The sequence below is a fragment of the Neptunomonas antarctica genome (assembly GCF_001305295.1).
GTDB classification, from domain to species: Bacteria; Pseudomonadota; Gammaproteobacteria; order Pseudomonadales; family Balneatricaceae; genus Neptunomonas; species Neptunomonas antarctica.
Window position 1 is genome coordinate 191,863 of record NZ_LJSI01000054.1, and the last position, 17,802, is coordinate 209,664.

Annotated in this window: 9 protein-coding genes and 1 tRNA gene; 2 read left to right on the plus strand and 8 right to left on the minus strand. The window is 46.3% G+C overall.

Annotated elements, in window-relative coordinates; all coding sequences use genetic code 11:
• Positions 1–27: 27 nt before the first annotated feature.
• Together Nant_RS20090 and Nant_RS20095 are read right to left on the minus strand one after the other, a co-directional pair.
• Entirely contained in the window at positions 28–762 is a 735-nt protein-coding gene (locus Nant_RS20090) for a lytic transglycosylase domain-containing protein (RefSeq protein WP_054343456.1), read from the minus strand.
• A gap of 230 nt (positions 763–992) precedes the next feature.
• Positions 993–1,445 (minus strand): Lrp/AsnC family transcriptional regulator, encoded by a 453-nt coding sequence (locus Nant_RS20095; protein WP_238377209.1) that lies wholly within the window; start codon positions 1,443–1,445, stop codon positions 993–995.
• Between the two features lie 171 nt (positions 1,446–1,616).
• On the opposite strand from Nant_RS20095, the gene Nant_RS20100 reads away from it, so the two are divergent.
• A complete protein-coding gene (locus tag Nant_RS20100; protein ID WP_082400428.1) occupies positions 1,617–5,174 on the plus strand; it encodes an indolepyruvate ferredoxin oxidoreductase family protein in 3,558 nt (1,185 codons plus the stop codon).
• Between the two features lie 2 nt (positions 5,175–5,176).
• Complete coding sequence (locus Nant_RS20105) at positions 5,177–6,373, plus strand: amino acid aminotransferase (RefSeq protein ID WP_054343458.1); 1,197 nt, start codon at positions 5,177–5,179, stop codon at positions 6,371–6,373.
• A gap of 284 nt (positions 6,374–6,657) precedes the next feature.
• Here Nant_RS20105 and Nant_RS20110 read toward each other — a convergent pair whose 3' ends face one another.
• The 6 genes from Nant_RS20110 to ftsA all read right to left on the minus strand — a co-directional run.
• On the minus strand, positions 6,658–9,954 hold the full coding sequence (locus tag Nant_RS20110) for an EAL domain-containing protein (protein ID WP_054343459.1): 3,297 nt from the start codon (positions 9,952–9,954) through the stop codon (positions 6,658–6,660).
• A gap of 692 nt (positions 9,955–10,646) precedes the next feature.
• A complete protein-coding gene (locus Nant_RS20115; RefSeq protein WP_082400429.1) occupies positions 10,647–13,538 on the minus strand; it encodes an EAL domain-containing protein in 2,892 nt (963 codons plus the stop codon).
• 803 nt (positions 13,539–14,341) lie between these two features.
• A tRNA-Ser gene (locus tag Nant_RS20120) sits at positions 14,342–14,429 on the minus strand.
• Between the two features lie 104 nt (positions 14,430–14,533).
• Entirely contained in the window at positions 14,534–15,718 is a 1,185-nt protein-coding gene (chrA, locus tag Nant_RS20125; protein WP_162224961.1) for a chromate efflux transporter, read from the minus strand.
• Positions 15,719–15,854: 136 nt separating this feature from the next.
• On the minus strand, positions 15,855–17,045 hold the full coding sequence (gene ftsZ / locus Nant_RS20130; RefSeq protein ID WP_054343461.1) for a cell division protein FtsZ: 1,191 nt from the start codon (positions 17,043–17,045) through the stop codon (positions 15,855–15,857).
• A gap of 105 nt (positions 17,046–17,150) precedes the next feature.
• Positions 17,151–17,802 (minus strand): cell division protein FtsA (gene ftsA / locus Nant_RS20135; protein ID WP_082400433.1); only part of this gene is annotated, 652 nt, incomplete at its 5' end.

The following is a 17,802-nucleotide window of genomic DNA, read 5'->3' on the forward strand; positions in this document are numbered from 1 at the left end:
AAGCAAGCGAGAGCGCCCTGCTAACATTCAATAACCCGCTTCTTGATACCGCTTATGTAGAATACCTACTCTTTCTACATAAGCTTTCGTTTCTGCGTAGGGTGGTACACCATTATATTTTTTCACCGCCCCCGGGCCGGCATTATAAGCGGCAGTCGCGCGTAAAATATCTCCGTGATACATACCTAATAGCTCACCCAGATATTTAACACCGCCCTGAATATTTTCGGCAGCATTAAGTGCATCACTCACGCCCAACTCTCTGGCCGTCGCTGGCATTAACTGCATTAACCCCTGTGCGCCCTGACTCGAAACAGCGGCTGGGTTAAAGGCTGATTCAGCATGCATCACAGCGCGTATTAATGCCGGATCAACCGCGTGCTGTTTTGCACTTTGGCTCACATAATCTTCATAGGCCGTTAAATTGAGAGGCGTATTATTCCAATTAATAGTTGATGTCGGATTGCAGGCAAAACAGGCAAATTTAAGTGTCTGAAACTCAATACCACCTCGGGGTTTCTGATCAGAAAAGGTCAGCACACCATTGGATTCACGATATTTATAAATAGATTCATACGTCTTCTTTTTGCCGGATCGTAAAGCGTTCCCTGATTGGGCACTGGATGCTTTATTGGAAACATTCGTGTATTCGATCACACCATCAGCGCGAACAATTCTACGGATGCCATCTGCAGCAAAGACTGAGCCCGAAGATGATAAGAGCCCACCAACCAACACTATGCTAATAATTTCCTTAATCAAACAATGATTCCTATAAAAACCCGAATACAGGTAAATGCCCTGCCCGTAATTCTTTATGTGACGTTAGATAAAACCTGCAACATAGCGCCACTCAACCCGGCAGCTAATAAACAACCTACTAATCAGTTTAGCAGATGTCTGGCAATTGCTCGCCAACCAGCTTATCTAAAATACGCTCACGGCCTAAACGGTTTTTTACAACCACCCGGCCGGGCCTGCCCGAATCTCAACTACACTTTAAGCGCCGTTTCAGATTTAATCTCACGTAAGGAAAAGTTTGAATGCACCTGAGAAATACCCTCTAACGGAAACACCTTTTCATTCAGAAACTGGTCATACGCTTTAATATCAGACAGCACCACCCGCAGCATAAAATCGGCATTTCCGGTGACAGCATAGCATTGCAGCACTTCTTCGCAGCCTTTCATTGCCTCCTCAAACGCTTTTGTATGATCAACAGAATGACGTAACAACGACACCATCACCAAAACACATAATCCTTGCTGTACCGCATCAGCATCGATCAGTGCTGCATATTTTCGTATCACATGTTTATCTTCCAGTGCTTTTACGCGACGCCAACAGGCTGCTGCCGATAAGCCAACCTCACCCGCCAATTGTTGATTACTGATTCGCCCATCTTGTTGAAGAATACGCAAAATATGCCGATCAAATGAATCCATAAAAAAGCCCATAATTAAAATTTCAAAAAATAAGAAATATATTTTTATTTAATAACACAAAAAAGAAAGAATATTCCATTTCAAAGCATTTTAGAACATTAAATAGAAAGCACCTTTCTTCGCCAAACACCTACACTGATCAAATAACAAACAATAAAAGTAGCCGACTTTATGACAACTTCAGAATTTCAGCCAGTGACTCCAGCTCTGGACTCCGCGACTCAAGACACTGCTACCCAAAACACAGCTACCCCAGACATTTCAGCGCCACTCGATAATTACGCACTCAATGACCGTTACACCCGTACCGAAGGACGCGTTTTCCTTACGGGCACACAAGCGCTGGTACGGATTCCGTTAGTACAGGCTCAGCTAGACAAAAAGAACGGTTTGAATACCGGCGGCTTTATTAGCGGTTATCGCGGCTCACCTCTGGGAGGCTATGATCAGGCGCTGTGGAGCGCTAAAGCATTATTAGAGCAACACAATGTTGAGTTTATTCCCGCTATCAATGAAGACCTGGCGGCCACAATGGTGCTCGGATCCCAACAGGTAGAGACTGACCCTGATAAAACCGTTGATGGTGTATTTTCCATTTGGTATGGCAAAGGCCCGGGGGTCGATCGTGCCGGCGATGCGCTCAAACATGGGAATACCTATGGCAGCTCGCCAACCGGTGGCGTGTTAGTCGTTGCGGGAGATGACCACGGTTGTGTTTCATCTTCGATGCCGCATCAGTCCGACGTTGCCTTTATGGCTTGGTTCATGCCCATCATTAATCCGGCAAGCATTGCAGAATATGAAGAATTTGGCTTGTGGGGGTACGCCCTGTCGCGTTTTTCCGGTATGTGGGTCGGTTTTAAAGCGATATCTGAAACCGTCGAAAGTGCCTGCAGTGTGGAACTCAAACCCTTACCCGAATTTAAGATCCCAGACGATTTTATCGCCCCCGCTGAAGGCCTGCATTATCGCTGGCCAGACCTTCCCGGCCCGCAGCTTGAGACACGTATTGAGCATAAACTGGCCGCCGTTCAGGCATTTGCCAGAGCCAACCCAATCGATAAGAAGGTCATTACTTCTCCTAACCCAAAGCTGGGTATTGTCAGTACCGGCAAGGCGCATTTGGATTTAATGGAAGCGCTCGAATTGCTTGGACTGCCTGAGCAAACACTACAAGACATCGGTATTGAAATTTTTAAAGTCGGTATGGTCTGGCCACTGGAAAAAAACGGCATTCTTGATTTTGTGCATGGTAAGCAGGAAATTCTGGTTATCGAAGAGAAGCGCGGCATCATTGAAAGCCAGATAAAAGAAGCGATGTCGGAACCCGACCGCCCCGGCGAAGTACTGATCACCGGTAAGCAAGATGAAAACGGACAACCGCTGATCCCTTACGTAGGCGAGCTTAGTCCCTCTTTGCTGGCCTCTTTTATCGCGGCGCGGTTGCAACGGCTCCTCAATCTAAGCTTTACCGATGAGCTGCAGCAAATTAAAGAATCCGGGGTTGCGGTTAAAGACCCCGGCGGCGTGCGACGTATGCCCTATTTTTGTTCAGGCTGCCCACACAATCGCTCTACTAAAGTACCTGAAGGCAGCAAAGCACTCGCCGGCATCGGCTGCCACTTTATGGCATCGTGGATGGGGCGCAATACTGAATCACTAATCCAGATGGGTGGCGAAGGCGTTAACTGGGCCAGCAAGTCGCGCTTTACCGGCAACGGGCATATTTTCCAGAATCTGGGAGAAGGCACCTACTTTCACTCAGGCTCGATGGCCATCCGCCAATCCATTGCGGCGGGCGCCAATATTACCTATAAAATTCTCTTTAACGATGCCGTTGCTATGACTGGAGGGCAACCGGTAGACGGAAAAATCAGCGTCCCCGTTGTTGCGCAGCAAGTGCATTCCGAAGGCGCTAAACGCGTTGTCGTGCTAAGCGATGAACCCGAAAAATATCACGGCCATGAAAGTGAATTTCCAAAAGGTACGAACTTCTACCACCGCGACGAACTCGATTCAGTCCAACGTGAGTTACGCGAGATAAAAGGTGTTACCGTCCTCATCTACGATCAGACCTGTGCGGCAGAAAAGCGTCGCCTGCGTAAACGCGGCCAATTTCCTGATCCGGCTAAGCGAGTAATGATCAACCATCATGTTTGCGAAAGTTGTGGTGATTGCTCCGCACAGTCGAATTGCTTGTCTATTGTGCCACGCACCACCGAGATGGGCGTTAAACGCCAGATTGATCAATCTTCCTGCAACAAGGATTTCAGCTGTGTGAATGGCTTCTGCCCGAGCTTTGTCACCATTGAAGGCGGACAACTGCGCAAACCAACAGGTATTAGTGCAGATGCCGTCACTGAGCAATTAGCCAAGATAGCAACACCGTTAATACTACCGCTAAGCGGAACCTATGATTTGCTGGTCAGCGGTGTCGGTGGTACCGGTGTGGTGACTGTTGGCGCACTGATCACCATGGCCGCACATCTTGAAGGCAAAGGTTCCAGCGTACTCGATTTTATGGGATTTGCTCAAAAAGGCGGAGCAGTCCTCAGCTATGTACGCTTAGCGCCGTCACCCGACAACATTCATCAGGTACGTACCGATCATGGCCGTGCTAACGCCCTCATCGCTTGTGATATGGTGGTCGCCTCCTCTGCTAAAGCGCTCGATGTGCTACGTCATAATCACACCAAAGCCGTTGTTAACCTTGCCGAAATGGCGACCGCTGACCACGTGCTTTATCGGGATGCCGATATCGAAAGCAGCAAACGCGTGAACCTATTAGCCGAAGCGGTGGGTGATAGCCAGTTTTCGACACTGGATGCTAATACCCTGGCACTGCACTTGTTGGGCGACACGGTATTCTCTAATGTAATGATGCTTGGCTACGCGTGGCAGAAAGGACTGATTCCCCTTTCCGGCACAGCGCTGATACGTGCCATCGAACTCAATGCGGTTGCGGTCGAGAAAAATAAAACAGCGTTTAGCTGGGGGCGCTTAGCCGCTACGATGCCTGACTATGTTAAGCAAGCCGCGAACCAGCAACCCGACAAAGCCGCTGAAACACTCGATCAAAAGATTCAGCGTCTGGCTGGCACACTGGTACGTTACCAAAACCAGAAGCTCGCCGACCAATACCTGCAACAGGTAAACAGCATTCGGCAGCTCGAACAGCAAATCAGACAGCCAGGAGAAAATAATAAGGAACAGCTGACAGAGATTGTCGCCACACAGCTTTATCGACTAATGGCAACCAAAGACGAGTATGAAGTGGCACGTTTATACACCGATACCGACTTCCTGAAAGAGGTAGCAGATACCTTTGAAGGCGACTATAAAGTCCATTTTAACTTCGCACCGCCGATTTTAGGCGGGAAAGCTGTCAATGGGCGACCTGTTAAGCGACAATTTGGCCCATGGATGTTGAAATCCTTGCGAATGCTCGCCAAAATACGCGGTATACGTCATACAATGCTGGATCCTTTCCGTTTTTCTGCTGATCGAAAGTTGGATAGACAACTGCTAACCAGTTACAAAAACCTCATAGCCACGTTACAAAGCAACACAACACAACACAACTATGATCTGGCGCTGCAGCTTGCCAACCTTCCAAAAGAGATTCGTGGCTACGGCCCGGTTCGGGAAACAGCAGCAGAGAAAGCTGAAAAGCAGCACTCTGCATTAATGGCACAGTACCAACACGCCACTGAAGGCGCAGGAGAATAGCCATGTTTGAACATCTGCACGCGCTACCCGCAGACCCAATTCTAAATCTGATGGTCCAGTACCGTCAGGATAACAACCCACTGAAAGTTGACTTAGGTGTGGGCGTCTATAAAGACGAGCAAGGTCATACAGCGATTATGCAAGCGGTTACCGCCGCTGAAACGCACCTGCTGGCCACAGAAACGACCAAAACCTATATTGGCCCTGCCGGTGCAGAAGGCTTTAATTACCATATCAGCCGCTTATTGCTGGGCAATGAGCATAGCGCGCTTAAAGACAAACGTATCACGGTTGCGCAAACTCCGGGCGGCTGTGGCGCATTGCGCATGGCGGCAGAATTTTTAGCAAAGTGTGCCCCGGATACCACCGTGTGGGTAAGCGATCCAACCTGGGCTAACCATATTCCGCTACTCAAAGGCGCCCGCCTTAACGTAACTGAGTACCCATACTACGACGGTGCAACCAAAGCGATTCGCTTTGATGCGATGTGCAGCACACTGGAATCCGCTAACGCAGGCGATGTCGTGCTGCTACACGGCTGCTGCCATAACCCTTGCGGCGCGGATCTCTCGACAGATCAATGGGATATCATTGCCGAACTGCTGGTACGTAAGGGCTTGATTCCGTTTGTCGATATCGCTTATCAAGGCCTAGGCGACGGGCTGGATGAAGACGCTTACGGTGTTCGCCTATTGGCAGATAAAGCACCTGAAATGCTGATTGCCAGTTCATGCTCTAAAAACTTTGGCCTGTATCGTGAGCGTACCGGCTCGGTGATGATCATTGCGCCGAATCAGCAACAGGCGGCCGTAACCGCCAGCAACCTGTTCAGCATTATCCGTAGTCACTATTCGATGCCACCCGCACATGGGGCCGCTATTGTTGAGACTATTCTAAGCAATACAGAACTGACGAAAAGCTGGGGTGATGAACTAGCCGTAATGCGTAACCGTATTCTGCAACTTCGTCATCAGCTGGCGAACGACATTGCCGCAACCGGTTGCACGCAAGACTTCAGCTTTATACCGCAGCAAAAAGGGATGTTCTCGTTCCTGGGGATTAATAAAGATCAGGTGGGCCGCCTGCGCGATGAGTATTCCATTTACATGGTCGACTCAAGCCGCATCAATATTGCCGGGCTATCCTCTCATAACCTCAACTATGTCGCGCAGTCATTGAGCAATGTACTGAAAGGCTAAAGACTATTCTGACAAAATAGCGCAGGTAAGCTGTTCATAAAAAGCATCAGGCGTAACCACAAGCATCGTTTACCGTCTCGGGTATTCGATGCTGATGATTTTGAGAGGGATTATTGAATAGCTCGAAAATGTGGGCAATGATAGCAGCTGAGCAGCTAGTGGAAGTATCGCTACATACGTCATGAATTCTAATTTCTAGAGATAATACCACTTCACCAGCCAATCATAATTTCCTATAAACTATGAAATAATATAAAACATCTCTTAAAATAATTGCACTGATATCATACAACCCTGCTTAATAAAGCCTCAAACTCTTCAATTTTCACTGGATGACCAAACAAATACCCTTGATAGTTTATGCAGCCTTTATTAAAAAGAAGCCTTTGCTGCTCTTCCGTTTCCACTCCTTCGGCAATGATGTTTAAGTTGAGACTTTTTGCCATAGCAATGATGGTACGTACGATTATCCGATCATTTTCATCAATGGCAATATCGCGCACGAAAGAAATATCAATCTTCAACTGACTTAACGGCAGGCGTTTTAAGTATTGTAAAGATGAATAGCCCGTGCCGAAGTCATCGAGTGAAAAGCGAATACCGATTGCTTGCAATGCATTCATTTTTTCAATCGTTGTGTCGATGTTGTTAAGCAGCATACTTTCAGTGAGCTCTAGCTTAAGCAGGCCTGGATTAATTTCGTATCCTTGTATACACGCGCTTACTTGTGATACGAAGTCATGCTGATTGAATTGTTTAGCACTAACATTGACAGATAGCGTCAGGCGGCGAAATTGTACACTTTTCTGCCACGCTTTAATCTGAGCGCAAGCCGTTTCCAGCACCCATCGCCCGATAGGAATAATAAGATTCGTTTCTTCTGCTAAATCAATAAACTCAGCGGGAGAGATTAATCCCTTTTCTGGATGGTTCCAACGGATGAGTGCTTCAGCACCTAATGGATTACTCAAACGATCGACCTGTATCTGATAATACAAAGCGAATTGCTGGTCATCAATTGCTTTACGAAGTGCGTGCTCCATTTCGGCACGAGCCGCTATACTGGCTTGCATCTGTGGATCAAAGAAACGGAGAGTATTACGACCTGCATTCTTGGCTTGATACATAGCAATATCAGCCTGTGTCAGCAACGCTTCATGACTATGATCATCTTGATCGCAAAAAATAACGATACCTATGCTACAACTATTAAAATAGGTTTGCTCCCCGAGCTGATAAGACGGGCTTAATGTGGTCAGAATTTTATTACCGATCATTTCCGTTTGCGTTGCTGCTTCATGGCGTTGTTCATTAAGGCCTTCTAACATCACTACAAATTCATCTCCGCCCAATCGAGCGACGGTGTCATTTTTTCTTACACACAGCAATAACCGTTCAGCTACTTGTTTTAATAGCAGATCGCCTACATCATGCCCCAGCGTGTCATTGACCGTTTTAAAATGATCCAGGTCGATAAACAATAAAGCACCTTTCTTCGCGCTACGGCGACTGGAAACCAGCGCATGCTTGAGTCTATCCAATAATAAACGCCGATTGGGTAGCTGAGTCAGCGGATCGTAAAATGCTAATGCCTCGATTTCATCAGCCGCCGCCTTTCTCAAGGTAATATCGACCAGTGTAAAAACATAATTAGTAACCGTTTTATCAGGCGCTTTTACCGCCGTAATAGTGAGATACTCAGGATAAATCTCACCGTTCTTGCGGCGGCTCCATATCTCGCCTCGCCAGCCTCCCGTCGCGTTAACTTTGCGCCAAAGAGACTCGTAATAAGCCGTGTCGTGACGACCAGAAGCCAGTAATTTCCCAGGATTTTGGCCCACGGCCTCTTCCGCGGCATAGCCTGTAATCATGGTGAAAGCACTATTCACTCGCAGCACATCACCACTAGCATCAGTCACCAGCATGCCTTCCTGTGATTCAAAGGCCGTTGCAGCGATTCGAAGCTGCTGTGCAGCGTTTATCCGTTCAGTGATGTCAGTGTGCGTACCCACCATACACAGGGGTTGACCATCTGCATCACGAGAGAAGACCATACCCCGGGCTAATATCCATTTGTAACTAGCGTCTTTACAGAGGAAGCGAAATTTAACGGAATAAACCGGCATACTACCCTGGAGGTAACCCTGCACTATTTTTAACACGCGTTTACGATCATCAGCGTGCAAGTGGTTTTCAAGAACATCGAAATCATCTTGCAGTTCATCGTCCGCGTAACCGATCATCTCTTTCCAACGCTTTGAGTATTTAACTTCGCGTGTTGCAACATTCAAATCCCACACGCCGTCACCGAATTCTTCCAATGCACGTCGCCAGAACGCTTGCGCCGCACGTAACGCCTTTTCTGCCTGATGACGATCCGCTATATTTTGTTCGATATCATCCGCCATGCTATTAAATACTTGTGCAACATGCGTGATTTCGTCATTACCCCCGCGGTTTGTTGAAGCACGGCGGCTATGATCATGGCTATAGCGTTTCATGGCATCGCTTAATAGTTTAATACGTTGCGTGATACTAGCGCCTGGGACTGTTCCTATCATTATTCCCGCGAGGACCGTAAGAAAAATAATCATGCCCCCCAGTGCATACAACAACCAGCGGGTGGGTGCCATCATTTCATCAACAGGCACCATACGAAAGTATTTCCAGCCCAGTGGGCTTAACGTTACACCGATGGCCACGTATTGAATGCCATTGACACTAATCTCGTGGCTTACTGCACGGGGAGCATCTGTTAGCTGGGAGGTCATTAAAGTCGCTAGCTGTGGCTCTGCACTTAAGTCCGGCTGAAAAACCTTTGCTGAAGATTCAAGCTGTTTTTGCCACGGGCCGGCCAACACGTAGTTTCCATTATCGTCCAACAAAAAGTGCTGCGTGCCTGGGTGGGCCCCCTCACTGGACATCATGGCTTCCAGAACCCGGGCTAAGGGCATATCATCGCCCAGCGCGCCAATCCATTGCCCTTCAAGGTAGAGTGGATACAGCCCACTGATCACCCAAATTTTAAGCACCGGATCAAAAAGAGGCGGGGTAAAACGGAATTTCCGGCTGGGGTTGAGTTGAGGCGATGTGTAGGTAACCCAGGGGCTTTGTGTGTAGCCGTTGTCGACGTTCTGGTCGAAAGCAAATTCAGGCACGCTTCTATCGAATATAATTGCGCTACGATTCGTTGATAAATACCAGACATTTTCCCGCAACTGGCTGGCCGCACCAAATATATCGATGATACGTTTAATCCGCAAATGCTGAACCTTTTGTTTATCGCTTTCCTGAGGATTAGGCGGAAGAAATATGCCTGCTTCGCTATACCCATCATATCCGGATTTACGGTTACGCCAGACGCCGTCTGGGTTTTGTTCCATGATCTGATAAAATGACTTAATCTCATCTGGATGAATGGGGCCACCCAGTGCTTTTTCCAAAAGATGTGCCAATGAAGTCAGCTTTGGCTCGCTTTGAGAGAAAAAATGCGACGCAGAAGCTGCAAATACGCGGGTCGACTGTTCAAGAATAGCGGATTCATTCTCCAGAGTGCTACGCTGGGCATAATTATAACTCACGACCGCTCCTGGTATTGCTGCGAGCAGAAGAATGATAGTGACAATTAATACCATTTTATTACATATATACATCGATACTTAATCACTATTTATAGTTGGATTTTAGCAATAATATGATCGTGGAAATTCGATCTCTTAACTGATATCGATAGTGGCTCGAAAACAAAACGCTGCCAGATAACACTCCCTGTTTGCTCAAGGTCACAACTGCCACAACGGCGTCTTGTTTTTTGAGTCTGGGCCTCGCTTATCGCCCCGATGCTGGCCACTCAATAAACATCGTCCAGCTAAACTGAATAAGTATATGACATATGTGACACATATGTCATATACACTAACAAGGATATGTATCTTATCTATAGGTCAATTGAATAAAGTAAGACTAAATTCGGAAGCGTAGATATGTTGACTGGAATGAGCTTGAAGGCTGTTTGTGCAGATTATTCATTGTCTGAACTGCTCAATAAAGAATACACAACGATCAGGTATCGACGAATGAGCGCTCGGAGCATGAAGATATACCGGATGAAATAGAAGCCAGAATAAACCGCAAACCCGAACAAATAGTTATTCTGATCGCGGTGACATCGGAAAATTAGTAGAAATACAGAGCGATACCTGTTTTCACATAGCCCTGAGTCGAAGCAACATGACTGCAAAGTCTGGTACTTTCAAATCACTCTTCAATTTATTCAGGTCGGCCAACTAATATCAGGCTTCCACTCACGAATCCACGCGGGAACATCACTTGCAGGCATCGGCCTTGCAATGCCATATCCTTGTGCTAATTCACAACCCAACTGCAATAATGCAATGCCATGTTCAATGGTTTCAACACCTTCAGCAATCACCTCACGCTTGAATGATTTGGCTAGGGCTATAACGCCTTCAACAATGGCAAGGTCATCAGCATCAACCAGCATATCGCGCACAAAGCTTTGGTCTATTTTAATCAGGCCGGCGGGCAAACGTCTAAGATGTGTAAGTGATGAATAGCCTGTACCAAAATCATCTAAGGCAAAGTTTACGCCCCGCGCCATACAGGCATTCATGACTGCTGACACATGCCCTACATCATCTAAGGCGCTTGTTTCCAACACCTCTAGCTCTAAATAGCGGGGATCAACATCGGGGTGGGCCGCTAGCAAAGTGGCCAGCCTCTCTGTAAAGTCAGGTTGCTGTAATTGCACTGCTGCAATGTTTACGCTGGTGCATATGGATAGATTGAGCCCGGTTTCTTGCCATTGGCTTATTTGCGTCAGTGCGGTATCAATAACCCATTCACCCATCTCTCTAATCATGGGGTTATTTTCAATGACAGGTAAGAACTCGATTGGATTTAATAGGCCTCGTTTTGGGTGTTGCCAGCGAATGAGTGCCTCAACACCCGTCACCGCACCTGTCCGCATGTTAACCTTAGGCTGATAATAAAGTATAAATTGATGATTATCTAATGCGCTGCGAATAGCCTCCAGATTTTCTCTTTGCTCTTTAACCGCGTCATCTTGAACGGTATCAAATAAGTGGTAACGGTTCTTACCCGATTCTTTAGCCTCATACATGGCTTGATCTGCATGACGCATGAGCAAGTCGGCGTCCACACTATCTTGCGGGTAAAGAGTGACGCCAATACTGGCTGATACCTTCAATACCACGTCGCCTACTGTGATAGGTTCAGACGCAGCCAGCAACAATCGCCCTAATACCGGCTCACAATCTTCAACGCTGGCTAAATCAGCTAATACAGCCACAAATTCATCACCGCCAATACGGGCAAGTGTATCCCCTTCACGCAAGGCCTCTTTCATGCGAAGCGAGACGACAATCAACAAGTCGTCCCCCACATCATGACCATGGACATCATTAACGTCTTTAAAACCATCTAGATCCAGAAATACCACGGCGACTGAATTATGATGGCGCAGGCTTTGCACCATTGCCTGGCTTAGCCGATCAGCGAGCAGTGTGCGATTGGGCAGACTGGTTAACACATCATAATTAGCCATCCATTCTAATTGATCCTGATGCTCCTTCATTGGGGTGATGTCGCTACCTAAGGCAACATAATGGGTCGTGATGCCGCGTTTATTTCGGACAGCGCTGATAGTTTTCATTTCAGCATACACTTCGCCATTTTTACGACGATTCCATACTTCACCAGACCAATAGTCATCTTTCAGTAGCGCTTGCCACATGCCCACATAAAAATCCGGAGATTGCCGTCCGGATTGAAGAATGCGTGGATTCTGACCAATAGCCTCTTCACGACTAAAACCCGTTATATGAGTGAAGGTGTCGTTAACATCGATAATAGTGGCGGCAGCATCAGTAATAGTGATACCTTCTCGGGCGTGAGTGAATACACTGGCGGCAAGGGCTAACTCATTTGCTAGCTTATCCTTCTCTTTGTTTTGAAAGGCAAGTTCTTCGTTGGCAAGAATTAACTCATCTGCGCGTTGCTCTTTCTCTTCCTTGGCAATAATTAACTCATCTGCTCGCTTATCTTTCTCTTTGTTTTGAAAGGCAAGTTCTATGTTGGCAAGAGCTAACTCATCTGCTCGCTTATCTTTCTCTTTGTTTTGAATGGCAAGTTCTTCATTGGCAAGAATTAACTCATCTGCCCGCTTACCCTTCTCTTCGTTGGCAAGAATTAACTCATCCGCTCGCTTACCCTTCTCTTCCTTGGCAATAACTAACTCATCTGCCCGCTTACCCTTCTCTTCCTTAGCAATAACTAACTCATCTGCTCGCTTACCCTTCTCTTCTTTAGCAATAACTAACTCATCTGCTCGCTTTTCTTTATCTTTGTTTTGTAAGGTAATTTCTTCGTGGGCACGTTTAATTTTTTCCTCTTTTTTCTTCATAGAAATTTTAGAGCTATTGATAAGATCATCAAAGCGCTCTTCAGCTTCATTGCGATAATCATCAGCTCTTCTGACTAGTAAGATGACAAAAATTACTGTTATGGCACTCGATAAGAGCATGAAAATGAGCATGGCATAGAGATAGGACTTGCTCGCATCATAGGAATGCTGGCTATTGTCTTTAAACTCAAGTGCTTTATTACGAGCGAAATCTTGCAGAACACTCATTCTTTGGTTTAGCACTTTAACGTATGCGGCTCCTTTTCCTTTAGTGATAACAGCCGCCAGTTGATCCTCGTTGTCACGCTTCAAGGCAATAACTTCATCACGTAAAGACTTCCAATCAACAAATGTTATATATGCAACATTAATTTTTCCTTCATTGCCGAGATAACGTTCTTTGATTAATTCAAACTGTCGATAAACTTCATGCTCATGTTGTTCTACTAGAGAAATAGCTACTTCTAATTCATCTTTATTTGTCGCCAACACTACATCCTTCATATACCGGTGCATGGCGAGAATGTCGTTATTTGCTTCTAATACAGCGACACTGACTGAAAAGGGATGCTGGTACATTTTATCATTGAGTTCAGCAAGTTTTGTATTTTCACGTAACACCAGAAGAGCGAACAGCATCACCAACAGGATCATTATTATGAATCCGGCTGAAATAATCTTTGTAGATGCTTTTATCTGTGAAGATTCAGAATAATTCATGCAGCCCTATTTATGATGAGTACTTTTTTGGAGAATACTGATTTCAACTTGATTTTTTATTCGCATCAATTCGCCTAATTAAGCTTATATTCATTGTAGACCTAATTCAGGATATTGTTTGCTTTCTAAACACTATAACCGAATGACAATATTTGGTATGAAGAAGATTCGAATGGCACGACGTGCAACGAGATCTAACTGTGTGTTGGCGGGAAACTGCTACAGATTGCTGAATGTACAGCGACCAATTGCCCTCGTCTTAATATCAGACTGTTACCGAAGGAAGAGACCTGGTGTTTCCTATTGTTTTCAGCGATGAAATTTGTTCATAAAATGAAGCAATTAATATAACACCGAGGCTATAAACGGAACTTTCAGAAAATCTGAGAACCGTTAGAATTTGCCAGTGAGTACTATGCAGAGCGAATCAAATAATCCAAGCACATGGAGGAACCAGCCACCATCAGCAACTATTTAATGTCGTAAAGAATAAAAATAAATACATTATATTTTCGAGGTAAAAGAGATTTGTTTTCACACAATGACATTCAGATCTAAATTTGTGCCTGACTTTACCGAGTGAATACCCGTCATTAAAGGGGCTAGCACATATCAATGACAATGGAGAGGCTACTTGCGCAGACTACCTTGGGAAGGGGAGTTATAGATCAACGAGTAAAAGCAATTGATAAAACCTAACAATCTTTAGGGGAAGATAGCACATGAAGTCAGATTATTTCTGACATCAAAATTTGAGTGGCATTATCTCTATAAGTTATAGTTTTTAAATTAAATTATAGAAATGGCGGTCAGGGAGGGATTCGAACCCTCGATACCTTGCGGTATACACACTTTCCAGGCGTGCTCCTTCGGCCACTCGGACACCTGACCGTTGTGAGGCGCGAATTCTATCATAAGTCCCTGTGAGTGCAAGACATTTTCTGATTTTTTATACATACAAGGAACACTGATTGAATGCAGTAAACTCAGTTAAGTCAAACGCATAGCACCGCTGCAAGACCAAACAGCGCCGCGGCAATAACTCCTATCCAAATCGGCCACTTAAACACAACGATAATAAACCAGAGTGTGAGCACTATAGCCATATCGACAAAGCCACTTATTGCACCTGCCCACACAAACTTATATAGCGTAGCCATTAATAACCCAACAACGCCAACCTGAATACCGGCTACTGCCGCATTTAAAATGACGGAGCTTCGGACTTTTTGCCACACAGGCAGCACTAACAACAAAATAATCCAGCCTGGCATAAAGATAAGTAACGTAGCTACGACCCCCGCCCAGATACTGCCACCCACCATAACCCCCAGATAACTGGCGAAGGTAAACATCGGGCCCGGAACGGCCTGAGCAAGACTATAACCGGCCAAAAAAATTGATGGCTCTATTACCCCTGCAATAGATGACTCTGCACTCAGCATAGGAAGCACAACATGCCCGCCTCCCATAACGGTCGCCCCTACTCTGAAAAAGCTTTCCATCCAGGCTAACTGCGGTAACCCGTAACTTATTAAAGGAAATATTACTATTCCTGTCAGCAATACATATAACAGCCAAACATGCCGTGACTTAAACACAGACGGCTGCTCTTGCGATACGCTACTACTATGTCGAATGGACCATGCTCGCACTGGTTCCGACGCTAAAAACAAATAGCCGATAAATCCTGCGATGCAAAGACCCGCCAATTGAGAAAGAGCACTACTTAGCAATAACATAAGAATGAAGGACCCGAGTAAAAACACCCGTCGAAAACGAGTAGAGGCTACGCTTTTAGACATATTCACTACGGCATCAGTTACTACGACCACCGCTAAGAGTTTTAGCCCATGAAATAAACCGAGCAGCCATTCTGATGGCTCGGTTAACAGTAAAGAAGCGCACAACATCATAATTAATGCTGAAGGAAGGGTGAAGCCTGCAAAAGCTGCCAGACTGCCTAATATTCCCTGCTGTCGATATCCAAGCGCCATACCCACTTGCGAACTGGCAGGGCCCGGTAAAAAATGACACAAAGCAATTAGCTCTGCATATTCACCCGCTGTTATCCAGCGACGCTTTTCAACGAACTCACGTTCAAAATAGCCTAAATGGGCTACCGGCCCACCAAACGAGGTACAACCAAGACGAAGAAAAATCCAAAAGATAGCTGCCACATTCCCACCATTTGTTCCATTGCTATTCAAAGAGAACAATTGTACTTAAAGAGATGACAGTCATATTACAAGGCAAAAAAAGGCCACTCATTGAGTGGCCAAAATAAAACACCTGAAAGATTGTAAATCTTCTATATTAATCAGCCTGACGCCGCAAAAAAGCGGGAATATCGAGGAAATCCATATCGTCAGTACCTGTTTTCTTGATTGGCGCCTGCATCATTTCATTATCATGATCAGAGCCAGCACGCTGACGACCTTCCGCACGATTACGTAATACGGTAGGCAGTTCAAGCTGGTTAAAATCAGTTACGGCTGAAACAGCGCGCGTGGTAGTACCGCCATTAACAACTTTTAGCTCTTCTGTGTGCATCTGGCCAAGACCTGTTGCTACCACAGTGACTCTAAGCTCATCGGTCAGTTCAGGATCAATAACCGTCCCCACCACGATCGTTGCATTTTCGGATGCGTAGGCTTCAACAATGCTACCCACTTCAGAGAACTCGCCCAAGCTCATATCAAGCCCTGCGGTAATGTTAACCAGAATACCGCGAGCGCCCTTCAGATCAACATCTTCAAGCAATGGGCTGTTGATAGCCGCTTCTGTGGCTACAGTAGCACGATCATCACCACGCGCAGACCCTGTTCCCATCATCGCCATACCCATTTCAGACATGACCGTACGAACGTCTGCAAAGTCGACGTTGATCATACCCGGACGGGTAATCAGATCTGCAATGCCCTGTACCGCTCCGCGCAGCACATCATTAGCAGTATTAAAAGCATTCATCAGACTACAGTTACGACCCAGCACCTGCATCAGTTTTTCGTTTGGAATGATGATTAATGAGTCAACATTCTCTTTTAATTGCTTGATACCTTCTTCAGCAATTTTCATACGCTTGCGGCCTTCAAACGGGAAAGGCTTAGTCACTACAGCAACCGTTAGAATACCCAACTCTCTGGCCACTTCGGCAACAATGGGCGCAGCACCGGTTCCGGTACCACCACCCATGCCAGCAGTAATAAAGACCATGTCTGCACCAGTGATCATCTCAGCAATGCGCTCACGATCTTCAATCGCCGCCTGACGGCCTACTTCTGGATTTGCTCCTGCGCCCAACCCTTTGGTCAATTCACTACCAATCTGGATCACGGCACGCGATAGCATATTCTGCAACGCTTGCGAGTCCGTATTAGCACAAATAAATTCGACGCCTTCAACATCAGTATTCAGCATGTGCTGAACTGCATTACCACCACCACCACCCACACCAATCACCTTAATGACAGCGTTTTGCGGCAGATTATCAGCCAATTCAAACATAATCTAATCTCCTTCAGGTGTGCGCTTTATGACTTCTTATTTATGCAGCGCTACTTTATATTCAATCTGTTTATTAGACATCTCTGTTGCACGACACAACAAAGATCAAAAATTTCCTTTCAGCCAGTCTTTAACCCGACTTAAGACCCCCGGCCCGAGTACGACCGGTTTTATACTGTTCTTTTTCTTACTGCGATTATCCGTCAACAGCGCTTCGTTTTTCGACGGCATCCGTACCGAGGAAGCACTGCCTACCTGACCACCCTGACTCGCATAATGTAATAAACCGATGCCGGTGGAGAAAATCGGGTTCTGCAAAATATCATCCATGCCACGTACACCCTGCGGCATAGCAAGCCGCACCGGCATGTGGAAAATCTCTTCTGCCAGCTCAACCACACCTTCCATTTTCGCCGTACCGCCGGTTAATACGATGCCGGCGGCAATCAAATCTTCAAAGCCGCTGCGGCGTATTTCGGACTGTACCAGCGTAATCAATTCGTCATAACGCGGCTCAACCACTTCGGCTAATGCCTGGCGGGAAAGGTCACGCGGCGGACGATCACCGACACTCGGCACTTTAATAGTTTCGTCAGCACTGGCCAGCTGAGCCAGCGCACAGGCGTATTTGATCTTCAGTTGATCGGCATGCTGCGTGGGCGTGCGTAATGCCATGGCGATGTCATTGGTGACCTGATCTCCGGCAATCGGGATCACGGCAGTATGACGGATTGAGCCGCCGGTAAAGATGGCGATA